The 18,074-nt window shown below is 68.4% G+C and carries 19 protein-coding genes and 1 riboswitch; of the genes, 7 read left to right on the forward strand and 12 right to left on the reverse strand.

Annotated elements, in window-relative coordinates:
• Positions 1–5: 5 nt before the first annotated feature.
• The 8 genes from sctR to sctW are packed head-to-tail and all read right to left on the reverse strand — an operon-like array spanning position 6 to position 8,178.
• Positions 6–659, reverse strand: a complete 654-nt coding sequence (gene sctR, locus CAG33_RS23860; RefSeq protein WP_085640769.1) for a type III secretion system export apparatus subunit SctR — start codon at positions 657–659, stop codon at positions 6–8.
• Positions 656–1,690, reverse strand: a complete 1,035-nt coding sequence (locus CAG33_RS23865) for a FliM/FliN family flagellar motor switch protein (protein ID WP_085640771.1) — start codon at positions 1,688–1,690, stop codon at positions 656–658. Before CAG33_RS23865 ends, sctR begins: the two co-directional genes overlap by 4 nt.
• A gap of 1 nt (position 1,691) precedes the next feature.
• Positions 1,692–2,255, reverse strand: a complete 564-nt coding sequence (locus tag CAG33_RS23870) for a type III secretion system HrpP C-terminal domain-containing protein (protein WP_085640773.1) — start codon at positions 2,253–2,255, stop codon at positions 1,692–1,694.
• Complete coding sequence (locus CAG33_RS23875) at positions 2,252–2,704, reverse strand: type III secretion protein (RefSeq protein ID WP_085640775.1); 453 nt, start codon at positions 2,702–2,704, stop codon at positions 2,252–2,254. Before CAG33_RS23875 ends, CAG33_RS23870 begins: the two co-directional genes overlap by 4 nt.
• On the reverse strand, positions 2,691–4,046 hold the full coding sequence (locus CAG33_RS23880; protein WP_170930067.1) for a FliI/YscN family ATPase: 1,356 nt from the start codon (positions 4,044–4,046) through the stop codon (positions 2,691–2,693). The genes CAG33_RS23875 and CAG33_RS23880 overlap by 14 nt, the downstream gene beginning before the upstream one ends.
• Positions 4,046–4,975: an FHA domain-containing protein gene (locus CAG33_RS23885; protein WP_170930068.1), complete on the reverse strand. Its 930-nt coding sequence runs from the start codon at positions 4,973–4,975 to the stop codon at positions 4,046–4,048. The genes CAG33_RS23880 and CAG33_RS23885 overlap by 1 nt, the downstream gene beginning before the upstream one ends.
• Before the next feature lie 12 nt (positions 4,976–4,987).
• Positions 4,988–7,081, reverse strand: a complete 2,094-nt coding sequence (sctV, locus tag CAG33_RS23890) for a type III secretion system export apparatus subunit SctV (RefSeq protein WP_085633497.1) — start codon at positions 7,079–7,081, stop codon at positions 4,988–4,990.
• On the reverse strand, positions 7,078–8,178 hold the full coding sequence (gene sctW / locus CAG33_RS23895; RefSeq protein ID WP_085640777.1) for a type III secretion system gatekeeper subunit SctW: 1,101 nt from the start codon (positions 8,176–8,178) through the stop codon (positions 7,078–7,080). Before sctW ends, sctV begins: the two co-directional genes overlap by 4 nt.
• 293 nt (positions 8,179–8,471) lie before the next feature.
• Between sctW and CAG33_RS23900 the strand changes: the two genes are divergently transcribed.
• Together CAG33_RS23900 and CAG33_RS23905 are read left to right on the forward strand one after the other, a co-directional pair.
• Positions 8,472–9,002, forward strand: a complete 531-nt coding sequence (locus CAG33_RS23900) for an RNA polymerase sigma factor (RefSeq protein WP_225927243.1) — start codon at positions 8,472–8,474, stop codon at positions 9,000–9,002.
• Entirely contained in the window at positions 8,999–9,577 is a 579-nt protein-coding gene (locus CAG33_RS23905) for a GNAT family N-acetyltransferase (RefSeq protein WP_085640779.1), read from the forward strand. Before CAG33_RS23900 ends, CAG33_RS23905 begins: the two co-directional genes overlap by 4 nt.
• 21 nt (positions 9,578–9,598) lie before the next feature.
• Here the strand turns inward: CAG33_RS23905 and CAG33_RS23910 are convergent, their stop codons facing one another.
• From CAG33_RS23910 to CAG33_RS23920, 3 genes are all read right to left on the reverse strand, one after another.
• A complete protein-coding gene (locus tag CAG33_RS23910; protein WP_085640781.1) occupies positions 9,599–10,534 on the reverse strand; it encodes a LysR family transcriptional regulator in 936 nt (311 codons plus the stop codon).
• A gap of 93 nt (positions 10,535–10,627) precedes the next feature.
• Positions 10,628–11,401: an SDR family oxidoreductase gene (locus CAG33_RS23915; protein WP_085583660.1), complete on the reverse strand. Its 774-nt coding sequence runs from the start codon at positions 11,399–11,401 to the stop codon at positions 10,628–10,630.
• Positions 11,402–11,505: 104 nt separating this feature from the next.
• Positions 11,506–12,426 (reverse strand): LysR substrate-binding domain-containing protein, encoded by a 921-nt coding sequence (locus tag CAG33_RS23920; RefSeq protein ID WP_085640783.1) that lies wholly within the window; start codon positions 12,424–12,426, stop codon positions 11,506–11,508.
• Positions 12,427–12,532: 106 nt separating this feature from the next.
• On the opposite strand from CAG33_RS23920, the gene CAG33_RS23925 reads away from it, so the two are divergent.
• Complete coding sequence (locus CAG33_RS23925; protein WP_085583656.1) at positions 12,533–12,802, forward strand: hypothetical protein; 270 nt, start codon at positions 12,533–12,535, stop codon at positions 12,800–12,802.
• A gap of 12 nt (positions 12,803–12,814) precedes the next feature.
• Positions 12,815–13,420, forward strand: coding sequence for a glutathione S-transferase (locus CAG33_RS23930; protein ID WP_085633501.1), 606 nt, complete (start codon positions 12,815–12,817; stop codon positions 13,418–13,420).
• On the opposite strand, the gene CAG33_RS23935 is transcribed toward CAG33_RS23930, so the two are convergent.
• On the reverse strand, positions 13,421–14,308 hold the full coding sequence (locus tag CAG33_RS23935) for a LysR family transcriptional regulator (RefSeq protein ID WP_085633503.1): 888 nt from the start codon (positions 14,306–14,308) through the stop codon (positions 13,421–13,423). It abuts the gene before it with no gap.
• 93 nt (positions 14,309–14,401) lie between these two features.
• On the opposite strand from CAG33_RS23935, the gene CAG33_RS23940 reads away from it, so the two are divergent.
• The 3 genes from CAG33_RS23940 to CAG33_RS23950 all read left to right on the forward strand — a co-directional run bounded on the left by CAG33_RS23940 (position 14,402) and on the right by CAG33_RS23950 (position 18,068).
• Positions 14,402–15,589: an MFS transporter gene (locus CAG33_RS23940; RefSeq protein ID WP_085640794.1), complete on the forward strand. Its 1,188-nt coding sequence runs from the start codon at positions 14,402–14,404 to the stop codon at positions 15,587–15,589.
• Positions 15,589–16,617, forward strand: a complete 1,029-nt coding sequence (locus CAG33_RS23945) for an AbrB family transcriptional regulator (RefSeq protein WP_085583650.1) — start codon at positions 15,589–15,591, stop codon at positions 16,615–16,617. Before CAG33_RS23940 ends, CAG33_RS23945 begins: the two co-directional genes overlap by 1 nt.
• A 51-nt stretch (positions 16,618–16,668) precedes the next feature.
• Positions 16,669–16,737: riboswitch (Fluoride riboswitch) on the forward strand.
• An 80-nt stretch (positions 16,738–16,817) separates the two neighbouring features.
• Positions 16,818–18,068: a voltage-gated chloride channel family protein gene (locus CAG33_RS23950; protein ID WP_085640785.1), complete on the forward strand. Its 1,251-nt coding sequence runs from the start codon at positions 16,818–16,820 to the stop codon at positions 18,066–18,068.
• Positions 18,069–18,074: the final 6 nt, after the last annotated feature.

Here is an 18,074-nt window from a genome sequence, read left to right on the forward strand (position 1 = left end):
CGTCCTCACAGGTAGCTGTAGAACAGGCCGTCGAGCAGCCGCGTCCAGCCGTCCACCAGCACGAACAGCAGGATCTTGAGCGGCAGCGAGATGGTCATCGGCGCCACCATCTGCATGCCCAGGGCCAGCAGGATGTTGGAGACGATCAGGTCGATGACGATGAACGGCACGTAGATCAGAAAACCGATCTGGAAACCCGCCTGCAACTCCGAGAGCACGAACGCCGGGATGACCAGCAGCAGGTCGTCGCGGCTGGCCTTGGCCGTCATCGCCGCCGGCCACATGCGCTGGGTGTTTTCCAGCAGGTGGGTCTGGATGTCCGGGTCGACGTTGCGCGACATGAACTTGCGCAGCGGTTCGGCCACTTGGCCGGCGGCGCTCTCCATCGCGGGGTAGTCGGCCATGCGCTGGGGCAGTTGTCTGAAGCGTTGGCCCATGTCGCTGAACACCGGGGCCATGATGAACAGCGTCGCCGCCAACGCGATGCCGTACAGCGCCATGTTCGGCGGCGCCTGCTGGACGCCGATGGCGTTGCGGGTGATCAGCAGCACCATGGAGATCTTCAGGAACGCGGTGCAGATCATCATCAGCAGGGGCACCAGCGACAGCGCCCCGAGAAACAGCGCGAGCGTCAGCGGATCGACATCCTGCAGGTTCACGGGCGCGGCTCCAGGCGGGTGATCTGCAGGCCCAACCGGCCATCGATGTCCACCAGGTCGCCGTGGGCCAGCGCGCGTTCGCCCTGGAACAGGCTGGCCTGGCCCGGTGCGCAGCCGCTGAAGGCCAGCACCGAACCGACGCTCAGGTGACGCAACTGGCCCAGGCTCAGGCTCACGCTGCCGGCGCGCAGGGTCAGGGCCAGCGGCAGGTCGTCGAAACGGCCCGGGTCGGGCAGCGCGTCGAAGGATTCGGACGCGGCGTACAGCGGCTCGCTGTCGGCCAGGGCGAAAGCGTCAAGGGAGGCGTTCATGGGCAGGTCTTCCAGTTCAGTGAGGGTAAAACGCAGGTCCGTTGCAGGCAGGAGCCGCAGGTGCAGGCGACAGGCGCCGAGTTGCAGGTGGCCGAGGCCCTCGGGGGTGAACAGCGGCTGTTCGGCGAGCAGCACATCGCCCGTCCGCAGGCTGGCCAGCTCCGCAGCGCTCAGCGTGCAGTGGCCCAGCGGCAGGGGGATGCGCAGCGGCCAGTCCGGCGCTGCGTCATGGCTCGATAGCCGTTGCCAGGGCGCGCCACGGAGCAGGTTCAGCAGCGTGGCGGCGGGTATCCGCGCACGGCAGACGAGGGCGGTCGCGCTGTCCTCGTGCAGCCCCAGCAGGCAATCGATGCCTGCATCCGGCACGGCCGCCACCGCCCGCAACGGACTGAGCAGCGGCTGCAGTTCAGCGGCCAGGTAATGGTTGTACAGCGGCCAGTACCAGTCGTTATCGTCTGACGCCGGTTGCACCGGATCCAGGATCGCCGGGCACTGCGACAGTCGGCTGAGCAACGGCTGGGCATCGTCCAGCCACAGCCGCCCGCAGGCGGTTTCGAGGGCGTTGCCCGGTGCGCGGACGAAGGGCTCGGGGGCCAGGCGCAGGGTCAACGTGGCGGAGGACGGCGCGGCGAGCCGCAGGTCCAGGCCGGCGCCCAATTGCAGGCGGGCCTGGGCGTCGGCGGCGGGCAGGCCAGGCAGGCGCAGGGCATGGGCCGGCATGTCAGTGCGCCTCACTGTGCAGGGTCAGGCGCACGCGGCGGCCCAACTGCCGGCCGAGCCAATCGGCGCTGGCCTGGCGCCGGGCGTCGCAATAGCGCCGGGCGCTGTCCTTGGCGAAACCCAGGGCGATCTCCAACGCGTCGCCCTGTTGGCTGATCCGCGCCGACACCGTGCCGAGGGTCGGCATGTGCAACTGGACTTCGAGCGGTCCTGCGTCGAGCGCTTGGAGCCGTTCCTCCAGGCGCGCCAACAGGGTTTGCCAAAGGCCCGCCGACGGCCCGGGGGGCAGGGGGGCGCCGGCGGATCGCTCCGGATCCTGGCCGGAGGGCTGGCGGTCGCCGCCGAAGTCCGCCACCGCACCTTGGCCGACGTCTGCCGGACTTGGGCCGTCAATGCCTGCCAGCAGTTGTTCGAAGCGGTCGCCGTCGTCGTGGGTTTCGCCGCGCAGTTCACGGGAGGCGCCGTGCCGGGCCGGCCAGGCACCGGGCGCTTGCGGCTCCTGGCGCGCACGGGGCGGCTCCGCTGGCCGGGGCGGCGGCTTGAGCAAGGCAGGACGTGCGCTCATGAGGCCTCCCGGGACAGGTCGCGCAGGCAGTCGAGCTTTTCCAGGTCGCGCTGGCGCCGACGCAGCTGTTGGCGGCTGTCGTCGGTCCAGTGCTGCTGTTGCCGGTGCTCTTGCTGCAAGGCCTTGTAGTGCTGCTCGAAACGCTCGATGCGGCGGATCGCCTGCTGCTCGCCGGCCAGCCAGCGGTTCATTTCGTGCAGCGGCAGGCGGCGGTGGCTGTGCTGCTCGCGCTGCTCCTGGCGCTCCTGCTGCTGGCTTCGGCGCAGCCGTTGCAGCTCGTCGGCCATTTGCGTCAGGCGCGTCTGCAACGCCGCCAGCACGTCGCGCTGGCGGCGCCAGGCCTGTTCGGCCATGGCCAGCCGGTGGCGGCGGATCGGGGCCAGCAGGTCGAGGGTCGGCAGCAGCGCGTCGCCGGCCGGCGAAAGGTTGTCGGAATCAGAGTGGGACATCGGCGGTCACCTGCAAGAGATGGTCGAGGGTGTCGTCGAGCGACACGGGTTCGCGCAGCGACTGCTGCAGAAAAGCGTCGATCCGCGCCCGGGCATCCACGGCGCAATCGGTCAACGGGTCGTTGCCCGGCTGGTATTCGCCCAGCTTGAGGAGCATCTCCACTTGCTGGTAGGCCGCCATCAGCCGGCGCAACTGTGTGGCGCCGTGCAGCTGTTCGGTTCCCGTGACGTTGCCCATCGTCCGGCTCAGGCTGGCGAGCACGTCCACCGCCGGGTAGTGCCCGCGCTCGGCCAGGCGCCGGGACAGCACGATGTGGCCGTCCAGCAGCGAGCGCACCTCGTCGGCCACCGGGTCGTTCATCGAGTCCTGTTCGATCAGCACCGAGTACAGCGCGGTGATCGCCCCGTCGCCGGTGCGCCCGGCCCGTTCCACCAGGCGCGGCAGCAGGCTGTAGACCGAGGGCGGCAGGCCGCCGCGCCCGGCCGGTTCGCCGCTGGCCAGGCCGATCTCACGCTGGGCCCGGGCGAAGCGGGTCAGCGAGTCGATGATCAGCAGCGTCGAGCGGCCCTGTGCGCGGAACCCCTCGGCGATGGCCGTGGCGGTGAAGGCGGCACGGGCCCGCTCCATGCTGCTGCGGTCCGAGGTGGCGCAGACCAGCACGGTGCGGCTGCGCAGTTCGGCGTCCAGTTCATGGTCGAGGAATTCACGCAGTTCGCGGCCCCGTTCGCCGATCAGGCCGAACACGATGGCCTGGCACGGTGTGTTGCGCGCCAGTTCGGCGAGCAGGGTGGTCTTGCCGCAGCCGGCCCCGGCGAACACCCCGACGCGCTGGCCTTCGCCCAGGGTGAGCAGGCCGTCGATGGCGCGCAGCCCGGTGGGCAGCGGGGCCTCGATGCGCGGCCGCTCGGTGGCCGCCGGGGCATCGCGGATCACTGGCAGGGCGCCGGGCGTGCCGGCCGGTGCGAAGGCTTCCGGGCCTTCGCCACCGAGGGCGCGGCCGAAGCCGTCGAGCACGGTGCCGAGCAGCCGGTCGCTGACCACCAGGCCATGGGGCTGGAACAGCGGCGTGACCGGCGCACCGACGGCAATGCCGTCCAGCGGGCCGAGGGCCGCCAGCAGGGTGTGGTCGCGGTCGAAGCCGACGATCTCGGCCAACACCACGCCGCCGTCGGCCCGGCGGATCCGGCACAGGTCGCCGATCCGCGCCCGGGGCATGCGGCTGTGCAGCAGGATGCCGCTGACCCCGACGATGCGCCCGCGGATCTCCACCGCCGCGCAGTGCCCGAGGCGGGCCTGGTGCTGGCCTTGCCACTGGGCCAGGCGTTCGAGCGCGGCCTGCATCACCAGCTCAGCTCGACGCGTTGGTCGCCTTCGAACACCACCGTGTGGTCGCTGATGTCCACCAGCCGCACCCCGGCGACCTCGTCACCGAGGAACAGCCGACGGCCGTCGCTGGTCAGCACGCTGGGCAACCGCGCGTTGCTGATCTGCACCACGGTGAACGGCAAGACATCAGTGGCCGGGGGCAGGGCGCTCTGCACCGGCAGGGGGCTGCGGTACTGTTGCTCGAAGCGCAGCAGCATGCGTTCGGTGGATTGCAGCAGGTCGTCCTCTTCGAAACGGCCCTTGAGCAGCAGCTTGCCCTGTTCCTCGACGATGCTGATGCGGCTTTGCAGCTCCCGTTCCTTGAGCATGTCCTCCAGCACCCCGCGCACGGCGGCGGCATCCTTGAGCGGCGTGCGGGCCGGCGCAACCGGCACCAGCGGCACCGGATCCTCGGCGCTGAGCCCCCAGATCAGCGCCCCGAGGAACAGCGCCAACGCGCCCAGCAACAGCAGCGGCCCGAGCAGCGGACGGGACTGCACCACCGCTTGCGGCCGGGGCGCGTCATCCGGTTCGGCGTTCAGGGGCAAGGCCTCGGGCGCGAAGGCGTCGGCGACGGGCTCCTCGTCCTCGGGCCATTCGGTGTTGGCGCTGACCACCGACAGCCAGACGCCGTTGAGCGAGAAGGGCGTGCCCGGCTCCAGGGTGTCGATGGCGTCGACCTTGTGCCCTTCGCTGTCGGTCACTGCGCCGTCCTTGCGCGACAGCGACCAGGTGTCGTCCACCAGCCGCAGCAGGCAATGGCGGTCCTTGATGCCGGGATCGTAGAGCGCCAGGTCGGCGCCGTTGGAGGAGCCGATGCTCCACTCGTCGCCGGTCAGCGGCAGGGCCGCGCCACGGTGCAGGCCCGTGAGCACGCGCAGTTCATAGAGCATCTGGGGTTTCATGGTCGCACTCCGTCAGGCCAGCATGGCCTGTGCCTCTTGCAGATCGATACGCCCCAGCACCTGCACCTGCACGCTGGACAGCAGTTCGGCGAAGGACAGCACCGGGACGTGGTTGAATTCCTCGTTGAGCAGGCCGTGCAGCGGGCTGCGCAGGTCCTGGGCCACCAGCAGCACCGGGGCCGGCCGGGCCCGCAGCGGGAACGCGTCGCGCAGTTGCTCCAGCAGGGCGCCGCCGAGCTCGGGCTCCAGGGCGAAATAGGCTTCGCTCTGACTCTGGCGCAGGGCGTCGCGCAGCAGCACTTCGGTCTCAGGGTTCAGCAGCCAGGCGTTCAGCGCGCCCTGGTCGGCGTGCTGATGGCAGATCTGCGCCTTGAGGGCGATGCGCACGTAGTCGGTGAGGGCGCTCAGGTCGCGTTCGTGCTGGCCCTGCTCGATCAGGGTCTCGGCGATCGGCCGCACGGCGCGTAGCGACACCAGTTCCGCCGACAGCCGTTGCAGCACCGCCGCGAAGCGGGCCAGCGGCAGGGTGCGCTGCAGCTCCTGGGCCAGTTCCGGCTGTTCGCTTTCCAGCCAGCCGAGGATCGCCTTGCTTTCCTGCAAGCCGATGAAGCGCGGGCCGGTGGCCTGGAAGGCGCGGCTCATGCGTTCCAGGATCAGTTCTTCGGCGCTCGCCGGCTCCACGCTGGTCATGCGCAGCAGCGTGTGTTCCGGTTCGAGCCAGACCCACTGGCCTTCGTCGCGCTCCGCCGAGCCGCGTTCGCCGTCATGCAGTTCGCCCACCTGATGCACCGGCACCGCCACCCGGCGGCTGTCGAAGGTGGCGCGGATCAGCGGCACCTCGTAGACGCAGAAGCAGAATTCGTCCTCGGCGCAGCGCTCGGTGAACTCCAGCTCGAACGAGGGCAGGGTCAGGCCAAACCGGTGCACCAGGGTGTTGCGCCGCTGACGGATGCCGGACACCAGCCGCTCGACCTCGGCGCTGCCCTGGTGAGCGGGGTGAAATTGCAGCAGGTAAGGGCGCGAGGGGTTGAAGCGGCGGATGTCCTCGCGGCCGTTGAGCTCGGGCGCGGCGTTGCGGGCGGCGCCGGCATGTTCCTGCAACAGTTGCCGGCGGCGGATGCGCCACAGCTGGAACAGCCCGCCGGACAGGCACACCAGGCTGATGCTGACGAACACCAGGCCCGGCATGCCGGGGATGGCCGCAAAACCCAGCATGCCGATGGAGGAGAACACCCAGGCCTTGGGCTGGCTGGTCAGCTGCTCGGCGATTTCGTGGCCGATGTTGGCGTCGCCGGCCTGACTGTCCGGCGCCACGCGGGTGATGATCATGCCGGCGGTGAGGGAAATCAGCAGCGCCGGAATCTGCGCGATCAGGCCGTCGCCGATGGTCAGCACCGAGTACAGGTGCATGGCGTCCGCGGCTTCCATGCCGTTCTGCAGGACGCCGATGGAGAACCCGCCGATCAGGTTGATGAACACGATCACCAGGCCGGCGATGGCATCGCCCTTGACGAACTTCATGGCCCCGTCCATGGCGCCGAACAGCTGGCTTTCCTTGGACAGCTGCTCGCGCCGCTGGCGCGCCTCGCGGACGGTGATCAGGTTGGCCCGCAGGTCGCTGTCGATGGACATCTGCTTGCCGGGCATGGCGTCCAGGGTGAAGCGCGCCGCCACTTCGGCCACCCGTTCCGACCCCTTGGTGATCACCAGGAAGTTGACGATGGTCAGGATCAGGAAGATCACCAGGCCCACCGCCAGATTGCCGCCGACCACGAAGCTGCCGAACGCCTCGACGATGTGCCCGGCGTCCTGCTGCAGCAGGATCAGGCGGGTGGTGGCGATCGACAGCGACAGGCGGAACATGGTGGTCAGCAGCAGCACCGCCGGAAACGTGGAAAACGCCAGGGGCCGGGGCAGGTACATGGCCAGCACGATCAGCAGCGAGGAAATGCAGATGTTCAGGGCGATCAGCACGTCCACCAGCGGCGTGGGCAAGGGCAGGATCATCATGAACACGATGGCCATGACCATCACCGCGCCGACGATCTCGGTGCGGCGCATCACCGCCAGCGCCAGGCGGTTGAGGCTTTGGATCAGTCGGTTCATCGCGGGCTCCGGCCATCGTCCAGGCCCAGGGCCTGACGCTCCTGGCGGGCCATCTCTTCCATCAGGCCCTGCAGCAGGCGCAGGCCGTTCTGGCGGGTCTTGAGGTCTTTCCACAGCACCAGCGGCAGCTGTTGCAGCAACGGATACAGGGCGTTGAAGAACCACGCCTGACGGTCGGACGCAGATCCCAACGTGTCATCGCCCAGCAGCGTCAGGTCCCGGGCGAAGAAACCGTTGCCGCAAAAGCGCAGCAGCCGTTTGCTCATGCCCAGCGAGGTCATGCCGCCGTGCCGCTGGCCCAGGCGCTCCAGCAACGCCTGGCAGGCCTGGAGCAGGCTGTTGAGCCGCCCGCAGGAACCCAGCCCGCGCAGCATCGAGCCCAGCACGCCACCGGGCAGGGACGGCGACAGGGCGGCGATGTCGTCGGCCAGTGCCCGCTGCAAGGTGCGCAGGCCCCGGCCGAACTGCTCTTCGCTGAACTGTTCGAGCAGCCCTTCGAGCAGGTTGGCCAACGGCTGCTGGCCGACGATGGCCTTGTAGTAGAGCTGGCGCATCGCGGCGCGCTGCTGCGGGTCGCGGGTGAACAGAGCGATGGCCCCGGCGGTGTTGAACCCGGCGCGGATCCGGTCGCCGTGCAGCTGGCGCAGCTCGTCGATCAGGCTGCGGGTGGATTGCGCATCGGTCTCCCGGCCTTCCTGCAAGGACAGGCGCAAGGCCTGCTGCAACAGGATGTCGGCCCGCGCCGGATCCTGCTCGGCCAGCCCCAGCGCGGTCTGCAGCGACGGTTGCTGCTGCAGTTGCATCTGCATGCGCCGGGCCTGTTGCTCCAGGCTCGGTTGGTCGCCGTGGTCGAGCAAGCGGTAGAGCTCGGCGAGCTTCTCGATGCGCTCGACCCGCTGGCCCCGCGTCGATTCGCTGATCAGGCGTTCGTCCAGGCTCTTGCTGTGCCGCTCGACGCTTTCGCTGAACTTGAGCGCGACTTCTTCCATGGAGTCGATCAGCGGGTTTTTCGCCGTGGCCACGGTCGTGTCGGCGGGGAAGGGAAACCGGCCCGGCAGGTCCAGGGGCAGGACGTCGTTGTAGCTGTTGATTTTCATGGAGGCGCGCTTTCCACCGCAGTGCAGGTGAGCTCTGAGTGGCGCGCGGCGGCATCCGGTTCCCTGGGCGTTCCTTGGCCCGAAAACGGCGTGCAAGAACTGGCACGGGGATTTTTCCGAAAGTGCAACAAGTTGCCCGAATCGGCGTTTATCGAAAATTAAATCGTTCTAAATCAATGGCTTGAAAATGCGTCGAGGTTGGTACGTTCGCTGCTCTCTGTCTCTCTCGCCACTGTCGGCATAGCGTGAGACATGAGGGATCAAGCGTGGATTCGAATACCGTTCAAACGGACATGAAAGTGATTGGCGCGATCAAGCTGGACCTGGGAGGCCTGGCTCGCAGCAGCGAACGCAAACTGCGCTGCTTCATCAATAAGCGGGTGTTCAACCAGGCCGACGTCGATGACCTGATGCAAATGACTTACCTGGAGGCTTGGCGCAACCAGCACAAGTTCGCCGGCGCGTCCCGGCCGGAGACTTGGCTGTTCGGCATCGCCTCCAACCTGGTCAGCAACCATTTCAAGAGCCTGTACAGCCGCCCGCAATGCGCGGTGCTGGAAGAGTCGGGCATCGAAAGCCTGGAGCACGGGCACGACCCCAGCCACGTCAGCGAACACCAGCGCCTGCTCAGCCGCGCGGTGGAGGCCATCGACGGGTTGTCGGTGGACATGCGCGCGGTGATCGACCTGCTGGTGGATTCCGACATCAGCTATCAGGACGCCGCCGTGCAGCTGGGGGTGCCCATCGGCACGGTGCGCTCGCGCCTGGCCCGGGCCCGGGGCCAACTGAAGATGAGCGTCTTTGCAGAGGAGGCCGGCGCATGAACGGTTTCAACCGCCGGGCCTTGCCCGCGACCCTGCCGCGCGGCGTGCGCGAGTCCTGCGACGCCGACCTGCCGGCGATGATGGAGATCTTCAACGAAACCGCCGGCACCGGCGCCAACTCGCCGGTGACCCGGCCGATGACGCTGGAGGAAGTGACGTTCTACATCAACCTCTACAAGCGCGACGGGCTGCCGGTGTACGTGCTCGAACGCGGCGGCGAGGTGGTGGGCTGGCTGTCGATCAACCGCTTCAGCTGGGGCACCCAGGCCTGCCGCCACACCGGCGAGACCGCGATCTACGTGCGGGCCGACCGCCACGGCAGCGGCATCGGCGTGCGCCTGGGCCATGCGACGGTGATCCTCGGCCGCCAGTTCGGCCTGGAGACCCTGGTGGCGTGGATCATGGCGGCCAACCGGCCCAGCCAGCAGATCGTGCAGTCCATCGGCGCGGTGCTGTGGGCCCGCCTGCCGAACATCGCGCGCTTCGGCGAGGAGCGGGCCGACGTGCTGCTGTACGGCCTGCCGCTGTACGAAGGCTTGCCCCAGCGACCCGACGACCACCCGCCCGGCGCCTGACGCCGCCACCGGGCCGACCGTTCACGGCGATGGACGGCGGCCTGGCTGCCGATTGACCAAGCAGGGGGCCAAGACCCCCTGCAACCAGTCCACGAACACCTCCAACACCCCCGAACGCTGCTGCCGGTGCGGATAGAGCAGGGTGGCCGGCAACGGCGCCGGGCGCGCGTCCGTCAGCACTTCGCACAGGTCGCCGGCATCGAGCAGGTGCTGCACGTCGTAGCGCGGGATCTGGATCAGCCCCAGGCCCGCCCGGCAACAGGCGATGTAGCTTTCGGCGTTGTTGACCGTCACCTGGCTGGGCAACGTGAGCGTGTGTGCCTGGCCCTGGGCATCGACATGTTCCCAGGGCATTTCCCGGCCGGAGAGCGGCGAGGCATAGCCGATCATCCGGTGCCCCTGCGCCAGGTCTTCCACGCTTTCGGGTGTGCCGTGGCGTTGCAGGTAGTCGGGGCTGGCGCAGTTGATCAGCTCGATCATCCCCAGCGGACGGGCCGCCAGACTGCTGTCGGTGAGCGGGCCGACCCGCAGCACGCAATCGATGCCTTCGCGCACCAGGTCCACGGCGCGGTCGCTGGAACCGAGCAGCAATTGGAGATGGGGGTACTCGCCGAGCAGCTGCGGCAGCGCCGGGGCCACCACGCGGCGGGCGATGCGGCTGGGCAGGTCGACGTGCAGGCGGCCCTTGACCTGGCGTTGCTGGTCCTTGAACAGCCGGTCGATGGCCTCGGCGCTGGCCAGCAGTTCCACGGCCCGTTCGAAGAGTTGCGTGCCGGCGGCGGTCAGTTGCACGTTGCGCGTGGTGCGGTGCAGCAGGCGGGCGCCGAGTTCGCTCTCCAGCCGCTGCACGGCGGCGGAGACGGTCGCCCGCGGCAACTCCAGCAGGTTGGCGGCCTTGATGAAGCTGCCCATTTCCGCCACGCGGACAAAGATTCTGTAGCGCTCAAGCTTGTCCATACCCTGTCGTTCCTGGGGTGGCGGTGGTGCCGAGTATAGGGCGGCCAGAAAAGAAAAAGGCCCGGCGCAGGTTGCGCCGGGCCCCGGAGGGCATCACTTGGTGGTGTAGCCGCCGTTGATCAGGATCGTCTGGCCGGTGATCCACCAGCCGTCGCTGACCAGGTGGCGGATGAAGGGCACGACGTCGCCGATGTCGGTCAGGCCGGTGCTCGACAGGGCCGAGAGCGCCGCAGCGGTCTTGTGGTAGGCCACGGCGTCGGCGCCTTCGGCGGGGTAGAAGAACGGCGTGTCCATCGGGCCCGGCCCTACGGCGGTGACCGAAATCCCGCGTTCGCCGAATTCCTTGGCCGCGGCGCGGGTGAAGTGCTCCACCGGCGCCTTGGTGCCGGCGTAGGCCGCATAGAACGGCGTGAACGCCCCGAGCAACGAGGTGACGAGGGTGCAGACCTTGCCGTTGTCGTTGAGCTGGCGGCCGGCCTCGCGCAGGAAGAAGAACGCCGACTTGGCGTTGACCGCCGCCATCTCGTCGTACTCGGCCTCGCTGACTTCGGCGATCGGCTTCTTCAGCACCTTGCCCACGGTGTTGATGGCGATGTCCGGCCGGCCGAAGGTGGCGACCACCTCGGCGAACAGCCTTTCCATGGCGGCGGCGCCGCTGAGGTCGGCCTGGATCGCCAGAGCCTGGGCGCCGGCGGCGCGGATGGCTTGCACGGTGTCTTCGGCGGCCGCCCGGCTGGCGTCGCTGTTGTAGTGGATGGCCACGGCACGGGCGCCGTGGGCGGCGAGATCGCGGGCGAGCAGGCCGCCCAGGTTCTTGGCGCCGCCGGTGATCAGCACGACTTTGTCCTGGATGCTGTGGTTGGGCATGGGTGTACTCCTGATGGCTGGGTTGAGAGCGCTCAGGATAGGGAGGCTTGGGGGGGCGGATCAGCGCCGCTTTTCTGGATGGTGCATCCAGGGATCGCGAACAATCACAGGCCAGGTTCGCTGTCCGCCGCGCCGGGGTTCAGCTCGTTCAGGTAGGCCTCGACCTCGTCGCAAAGCCACCCGCAGAACGCCTGCCGCCGGGCCGGCGAGCGCTCGCGGCCCGGCACCACCAGCCAGTAGGGGAAGGGGTAGGGGGCCGTGTATTCGCTGAGCTGCACCAGCTCCCCCCGGCGGATCGCGTCATGCACCAGGCTGCGCCGCTCCAGCGCGATGCCTTGGCCCAGGCGCACCGCTTGCAGCACCAGGTTGGAATCGTTGCTGCACAGGCCCGAGCGTGGCACGTCGATGTCCAGGCCCGCCGCCTGGCACCAGGGCTGCCAGGATTCCATGTTGAAGATGATCCGGCTGCCGACGATCTCTTCGGGGTATTTCTGCAAGGCGCCCGCGTTGAAGTGCGGCGCCGCCACCACCACGGTTTCGTCGTGGAACAGCAGATGGCTGTCCAGGCCTTCCCAATCGCCCTTGCCCATGCGGATGCCGACGTCCACCGATTCCCGGTTCAGGTTCGACACCGCCAGGCTCGCTTGCAGGCGCACGCTGACGTGCGGGTGCGCCTGCCGAAAGCTAGGCAGGCGCGGCAACAGCCAATGGCAGCCGAATGACGGCACCACCGCCACCACCAGCTCGGAAGCCTTGGGCTGGGTCTTGATCTGCCGGGTGGCCTCGGCGATGCCGCCCAGGGATTCGCGGATCTGCAACGCGTAAAGCCGCCCGTCTTCGCTGACCCTGACGCCGCGCCCCTCGCGCACCAGCAGGGTGGCGCCGAGCAGTTCCTCCAGCACTTTGATCTGCTGGCTGATCGCCGAATGGGTGACGTGCAGCTCCTTGGCGGCCGCCGTGACGCTGCCCAGCCGTGCGACGGCCTCGAAACTGCGCAGGCAGGTGATGGGTGGAATGGTCGACATGTCACTTTTTCTTACGCGTTTTGGTAATAAATACCGATGTTTTGGCGCCATCGGTTTCTCTACTGTAAGGGACAGTAAACCATCAGCCCTAAGGAGGCACAACGCTATGGAACGGCAATGGCTTCAGGTCGCACTGGCCAAATCTCAACTGCTGTCGGTGCAGGCCGACCGGGCGCTGTACACCCAGGCGGTCAGCGGCACGCACTGGATCAGCGCCGACGGCGTCGATTACCTGATCGGCCCCGGCGAACAATTGAAGCTCTCGGCCGGGCTTGCCCTGATCGACGGCGAGGGGCTGTTGCAGCTGCGTTCGGCGGGGCGCCGGATCCATGGGCGCCCTTGGCGTTCGCGGCTACTGAAAATCAATGTCTACTAGGGAGCGAACGCCATGAAACTGATAGGGATGCTGGACTCGCCTTACGTGCGGCGGGTGGCGATCAGCCTGGACCTGCTGGGGGTGCCGTTCGAACATGAGCCGCTGTCGGTGTTCCGAGCCTTCGAGACGTTTTCCGCGGTCAACCCGGTGGTCAAGGCACCGACACTGCTGCTGGACGACGGCACCGTGCTGATGGATTCGACGCTGATCATCGAGTACGGCAGATCCCTCGTGGCGCCGGCCTTCCGGTGCCTGCCGCAGAACCCGCAGGCGCTGGTGGAAGTGCTGAGCACGTTGGGGCTGGCGCTGGCGGCCTGCGAGAAGGCCGTCCAGCGGGTGTACGAGGACAATCTGCGGCCGGCCGAAAAGCGCCATCAGCCGTGGGTGGAGCGCGTCACCCGGCAGTTGCTCGCAGCCTGCGCGGAGCTGGATCGCCGGCTGGCGGTGCGGCCGGTGCACGAACGGCCCGATCAGGCCGCACTGACCAGCGCCGTGGCGTGGTCGTTCATCCAGTTGGTGCTGCCGGAAGTGGTGAAGGCCGCTGACTTTCCGGCCCTGAAGGCCCATGCCGAGCGCCTGGAGCAGACCGCGCTGTTCAAGCGTTACCCGATGCTCTGATCAGTTCCGGCGCAGGATCTCGACGAAGGCGCGCACCAGCGGGCTGCGCTCCTCTCGGCGGGTCATCGCCAGCAGCGGCACGGTGGCGTGGGCTTCCGCCAGGGGGCGGTAGGTGACGCCGTGCCGCGCCAGGGTCTGCACGCACTGCGGCACGACGGCGACGCCCCGGCCCGCTGCCACCAGGGCGATGAGCGAGGTGATCTGCTTGCCGGTCGGCGCCCGGCGGGGCGTGAGCCCGTGGCGGCGGTACAGCGTTTCGATGCTTTCGTTGAGCCCGGAGCCGTAGTCCGTCGGGAATGCGATCAATGGGTGTTCGCTCAATTCGCTGAGCGACACCCGTTTCTGCGCGGCGAGGGGGCTGTCGCTGGCCACGGCGGCGATCAGCGGTTCCTGGCCCAGGCACGTCACTTCGATGTCCGAGCGGTCGGCCGGCGGATGCAGGCGGCCCAGGCCGACGTCTAGGCGTCCCTCGGCGATCTGCGACCACTGCGCGGTGGACGCGCCTTCCTCGACCGTCAGTTGGACCTGCGGGTGGGCCGAGCAGAAATCCCGGACGGCCTGGCTGAACAGGTCGGACAGGGCGATGGAACTGGCGAAGCCCAGGGCCAGATGGCCGACGCTGCCGGCGGCCAGCTTGTGGCCGATGGTGGCCGTGCGCTCGACCTGTTCCAGCAACGCCCGTGCGTAGGGCAGAAAGTGCCGGCCTTCGGCGGTGAGCGTGACGTTGCGCGAGCTGCGGTCGAACAGGCGAAAGCCCAGTTCCGCTTCCAGCGCCGAGATCTGCCGGGTCAATGGCGGCTGAGACAGGTGCAGGCGCGCCGCGGCGCGGCCGAAGTGCAATTCTTCGCTGACAACCAGAAAGCAACGCAGGCGGCGCAGGTCGAGCATGTTCGTCCTTGGTATCGATCGGTCGGAAATCGGTATTGGATCCTGAAGGCGGCCCATCTTATAAAAATGTTCGGTCCGCTGACGAACATTCCCATGAAGCCACGCCTGCATTGCCCGAAAATCGCCTTGTTCCTCTGCGGTTGCGCGGCGTTCCTCAACCTGTACGCCACCCAGGGGCTGCTCGATCAGCTGTCGGCCGCTTTCCGGATCTCTGCCCGGCAGGCCAGCTGGAGCATCACGGCCACCACCCTGGCCGTGGCGGTGTGCGCCCCTTTTGTAGGGCGGATGACGGCCCGTTGGCCGCAACGGCAGGTGATCGTCGTGGCCGCGCTGCTGCTGGCGCTGCCGGCGGCGATGTCGGCGTGGGCCGGCGGTTTCGGTGCTTTCCTGTTCTGGCGTTCGGTCGAGGGGCTGCTGATTCCGTTCGTGTTCGCCACCAGCGTCGCCTACATCGGCGGGCGCTGGAGCGGCGGCGCCGTCACCGAGGTCACCAGCGTGTACATCGCCGGCACGGTGCTGGGCGGCTTTCTCGGGCGTTTCCTGACCGGGCTGCTGACGGAAGTCGGCGACTGGCGCCTGGGGCTGGCCTCGTTGGCGGGCCTGAGCCTGTTGACCGGGCTGGCGATTGCCTTGTTATTGCCCGCCAACCCGAAAGCCCCGGAGCGGCCGGTCCAGGCCGCCCGGTCAAGCCTGTTTTCCGCACCGCTGCTGGGCGCCTGCGCGGTGGGGTTCTGTGTGCTGTTCGCCCAAGCGGCGATGTTCACCTACATCGGCCTGCACCTGGGAAGGACGCCGTTTTCGCTGGGCAGCGCAGCGCTCGGATCGATCTATGCGGTGTTCCTGCTGGCGCTGGTGGTGGTGCCGCTGGCGGGACGGTTGGGCAAGGGCCGGCCCCAGGTCGATCTGGTGAAAGTGGCCGCGTGCCTGGGGGTGGCGGGCACGGCCCTGACCCTGTCGCCGTCGTTGGGCTGGATCGTGGCGGGCCTGGCGTTGAGCTCCACCGCGGTGTTCCTCGCCCAGGCCGCCGCCAATGCCTTCATCACCGCCAATGCTCGGCACAACAAGGCCGCTGCCGTGGGGCTGTACCTGACCTGCTATTACCTGGGCGGCAGCCTGGGAGCCTTTGTGCCGGGCGCGGCCTGGGAGCGCTGGGGCTGGCCCGGATGCGCCGCCGTGATCGTGCTGTTCCAAGTGTTGCCGCTGCTGATCGCCCAGCGGTCCTGGAAGCCCGGCAACGCCACTCTTCAATCCCGTTTGCCCACCGATACGCCGGAGTCTTGATGAAAACACTGTTCGAATGCCTGTTGCCCATCCCGGTGGCGGCGCTGGGGGCCTGGATCGGCCACCTGACCGGGCTGCCCCTCGGCGAGCTGATCGGTGCGATCTGCACCGTCACGGCCGTGAGCAAGCTGGGCGTGCCGCTGCGCATGCCGCATCCGTTCGTGGCCGTCGTGCAATTGCTGCTGGGGATCAGCGTCGGTTCCATCGTCACGGTCTCGATGATCGGCGAACTGGGCGACGTCAGCATCCTGGGCGGTCTGCTCATCTGCATGAGCGTGCAGATTCTGGTCGGCTACCACTGGCTGCGGCGCGCGGAAAAATGGGGGCATGTCGAAAGCCTGCTCGGCTCCGTGCCCGGCGCCATGGCGGCGGTCATGACGGTGACGGGCGGGCAGGGAACCGATTCCGGGCGCATTGCGTTCGTGCACATCGTCCGTCTGCTGGCGTTGCTGCTGGTGGTCACGCTCATCGCCGGCGGGCACCCCGGCGGCGCGGCGCCCACGGTCGGGTCGCTGCACGATTACCTCTTGGTGCTGGCGCCGGCATCCGCGGCCGTCGTCACCGGCTACCTGCTGGAACGCCTGGACATGCCGGCGCCGTACATGCTGACCGGCCTGCTGTACACCGCCGCGTTCAACGTCGAGTTCCCCCAGGCGGCGCTGCATGTACCGGATCCGCTGGCCGTGGTCGCTCTGGTGCTGCTCGGCGGGCTGATCGGCATCCGCCTCAAGGACATCACCCTCAAGGACGTGCTGCGTTACGTGCGCGCCGGCCTTGCGGTCACCACCCTGACGTTCTGCGCCACGCTGCTGGTGGCCGCTGCGTTCAGCCAGGTGACGGGGCGGCCGTTCCTGGCGCTGTTCATGTCCTGGGTGCCCGGCGGGGTCGAGGTGATGACGGCGGCGGCCTTGCTGCTCAAGCTCGATCCGGCCTTCGTGATGCTCAACCACGTGGTGCGGATGTCGATCATCCATGCGTCGCCGGCGGTGCTGCCCAAGCGCTTGTGGCAGGAACGGCCGCAGACCTGAGGCGCCCTGGCGCAAAAAAGCCGTGGCCTCATCCCCTGGGTCCGGTTAGCATCGCCCGCAGGAGATGGTGTTCCTCCTTGAACCGCCGCATCGCACGCGGCTGATGACGCCTACAGAGACCTGACCAACGTCGGGGCTGTAGGCGTTCGCGTCACGTTCCCCTCCGTCGGTCAGCCCGAATCCTTTCGAGCTCATGACCCATGCCAATCCTCAATCGTTTCGAACCGTTCCGGATGCTGCCTTACCTGGCCAAGTGGCTGGCCATCGCCTCTGCCGTGGCGGTGCTGGCCGGCAGCGTGTCGGCGTTTTTCCTGCTTTCGCTTGATCAGGCCACGGCTTGGCGCGAGGGCCATCCCTGGATCATCTGGCTGCTGCCGCTGGCGGGTTTCGCGGTGGGCCTGATCTATCACCGGTTCGGCAAGGCCGTCGACGCCGGCAACAACCTGATCATCGACGAGATTCACGATCCCCAACGCATGATCCCCCTGCGCATGGTGCCGCTGGTGCTGGGCGGCACGGTGGTTTCGCACCTGTTCGGCGCCTCGGTGGGCCGTGAAGGCACGGCGGTGCAGATGGGCGGGGCGCTGGCCGATCAGCTCACGCACCTGTTCAAGCTGGATCGCGTCGACCGGCGCGTGCTGCTGATGGCCGGCATCGCCGCCGGGTTCTCGTCGGTGTTCGGCACGCCGCTGGCCGGGGCGGTGTTCGGCCTGGAGGTGCTGGCCATCGGGCGCCTGCGCTACGACGCGCTGTTTCCCTGCATCGCCGCCAGCCTGGTGGCGGACCGGGTCTGCCTGGCCTGGGGCGTGCACCACACGCCTTACGCCATCGGCGACCTGGTGCCGGTCAGCGTCGGCAGCGTCATGGCCGTCGTGATCGCGGGCGTGGTGTTCGGTCTGGTCGGCATGCTGTTCGCCGGCGCCACCCATCGGCTCGGTGCGCTGATGAAACGGCGGATCGCCTACGCGCCGCTGCGTCCGCTGCTGGGCGGCACCGTCATCGCGCTGGCGGTGTGGGGCCTGAACGCTCAGCCCTACATCGGCCTGGGCCTCGACGGCATCGTCCGCTCGTTCCAGGAACCGATGTCGGCCTACGATTTCGCGGGCAAGCTGGCCTTCACCGTCGCCTCGCTGGGCAGCGGCTTCAAGGGCGGCGAAGTGACGCCGCTGTTCTACATCGGCGCAACCCTCGGCAACGTGCTGGGGCCGCTGCTGGGCATGCCGTTCGCCCTGATGGCGGGCATCGGCTTCGTGGCGGTGTTCGCCGGCGCCGCCAACACGCCCATCGCCACGACGCTGATGGCGATGGAACTGTTCGGCGCCGGCATCGGGCCGTTGGCGGCGGTCGGCTGCGTGACGGCGTACCTGTTTTCCGGGCATGCCGGCATCTACCGGGCGCAGCGGGTGAGCGCCAAGCATCACCGGCAGGCGGCGGATGCCGCGTTGCGCTGAGCCTTC

The organism is Pseudomonas sp. B3(2017), from assembly GCF_002113595.1.
GTDB classification, from domain to species: domain Bacteria; phylum Pseudomonadota; class Gammaproteobacteria; order Pseudomonadales; family Pseudomonadaceae; genus Aquipseudomonas; species Aquipseudomonas ekonensis.

Excerpts from the sequence above, each read along its gene's own strand:
- CAG33_RS23865 (WP_085640771.1), bottom strand. The coding sequence starts at position 1,690 with ATGCCGGCCCATGCCCTGCGCCTGCCTGGCCTGCCCGCCGCCGACGCC.
- CAG33_RS23870 (WP_085640773.1), bottom strand. The coding sequence starts at position 2,255 with ATGAGCGCACGTCCTGCCTTGCTCAAGCCGCCGCCCCGGCCAGCGGAG.
- CAG33_RS23875 (WP_085640775.1), bottom strand. The coding sequence starts at position 2,704 with ATGTCCCACTCTGATTCCGACAACCTTTCGCCGGCCGGCGACGCGCTG.
- CAG33_RS23880 (WP_170930067.1), bottom strand. The coding sequence starts at position 4,046 with ATGCAGGCCGCGCTCGAACGCCTGGCCCAGTGGCAAGGCCAGCACCAG.
- CAG33_RS23885 (WP_170930068.1), bottom strand. The coding sequence starts at position 4,975 with ATGAAACCCCAGATGCTCTATGAACTGCGCGTGCTCACGGGCCTGCAC.
- sctV (WP_085633497.1), bottom strand. The coding sequence starts at position 7,081 with ATGAACCGACTGATCCAAAGCCTCAACCGCCTGGCGCTGGCGGTGATG.
- sctW (WP_085640777.1), bottom strand. The coding sequence starts at position 8,178 with ATGAAAATCAACAGCTACAACGACGTCCTGCCCCTGGACCTGCCGGGC.
- CAG33_RS23900 (WP_225927243.1), top strand. The coding sequence starts at position 8,472 with ATGAAAGTGATTGGCGCGATCAAGCTGGACCTGGGAGGCCTGGCTCGC.
- CAG33_RS23905 (WP_085640779.1), top strand. The coding sequence starts at position 8,999 with ATGAACGGTTTCAACCGCCGGGCCTTGCCCGCGACCCTGCCGCGCGGC.
- CAG33_RS23910 (WP_085640781.1), bottom strand. The coding sequence starts at position 10,534 with ATGGACAAGCTTGAGCGCTACAGAATCTTTGTCCGCGTGGCGGAAATG.
- CAG33_RS23915 (WP_085583660.1), bottom strand. The coding sequence starts at position 11,401 with ATGCCCAACCACAGCATCCAGGACAAAGTCGTGCTGATCACCGGCGGC.
- CAG33_RS23920 (WP_085640783.1), bottom strand. The coding sequence starts at position 12,426 with ATGTCGACCATTCCACCCATCACCTGCCTGCGCAGTTTCGAGGCCGTC.
- CAG33_RS23925 (WP_085583656.1), top strand. The coding sequence starts at position 12,533 with ATGGAACGGCAATGGCTTCAGGTCGCACTGGCCAAATCTCAACTGCTG.
- CAG33_RS23930 (WP_085633501.1), top strand. The coding sequence starts at position 12,815 with ATGAAACTGATAGGGATGCTGGACTCGCCTTACGTGCGGCGGGTGGCG.
- CAG33_RS23935 (WP_085633503.1), bottom strand. The coding sequence starts at position 14,308 with ATGCTCGACCTGCGCCGCCTGCGTTGCTTTCTGGTTGTCAGCGAAGAA.
- CAG33_RS23940 (WP_085640794.1), top strand. The coding sequence starts at position 14,402 with ATGAAGCCACGCCTGCATTGCCCGAAAATCGCCTTGTTCCTCTGCGGT.
- CAG33_RS23945 (WP_085583650.1), top strand. The coding sequence starts at position 15,589 with ATGAAAACACTGTTCGAATGCCTGTTGCCCATCCCGGTGGCGGCGCTG.
- CAG33_RS23950 (WP_085640785.1), top strand. The coding sequence starts at position 16,818 with ATGCCAATCCTCAATCGTTTCGAACCGTTCCGGATGCTGCCTTACCTG.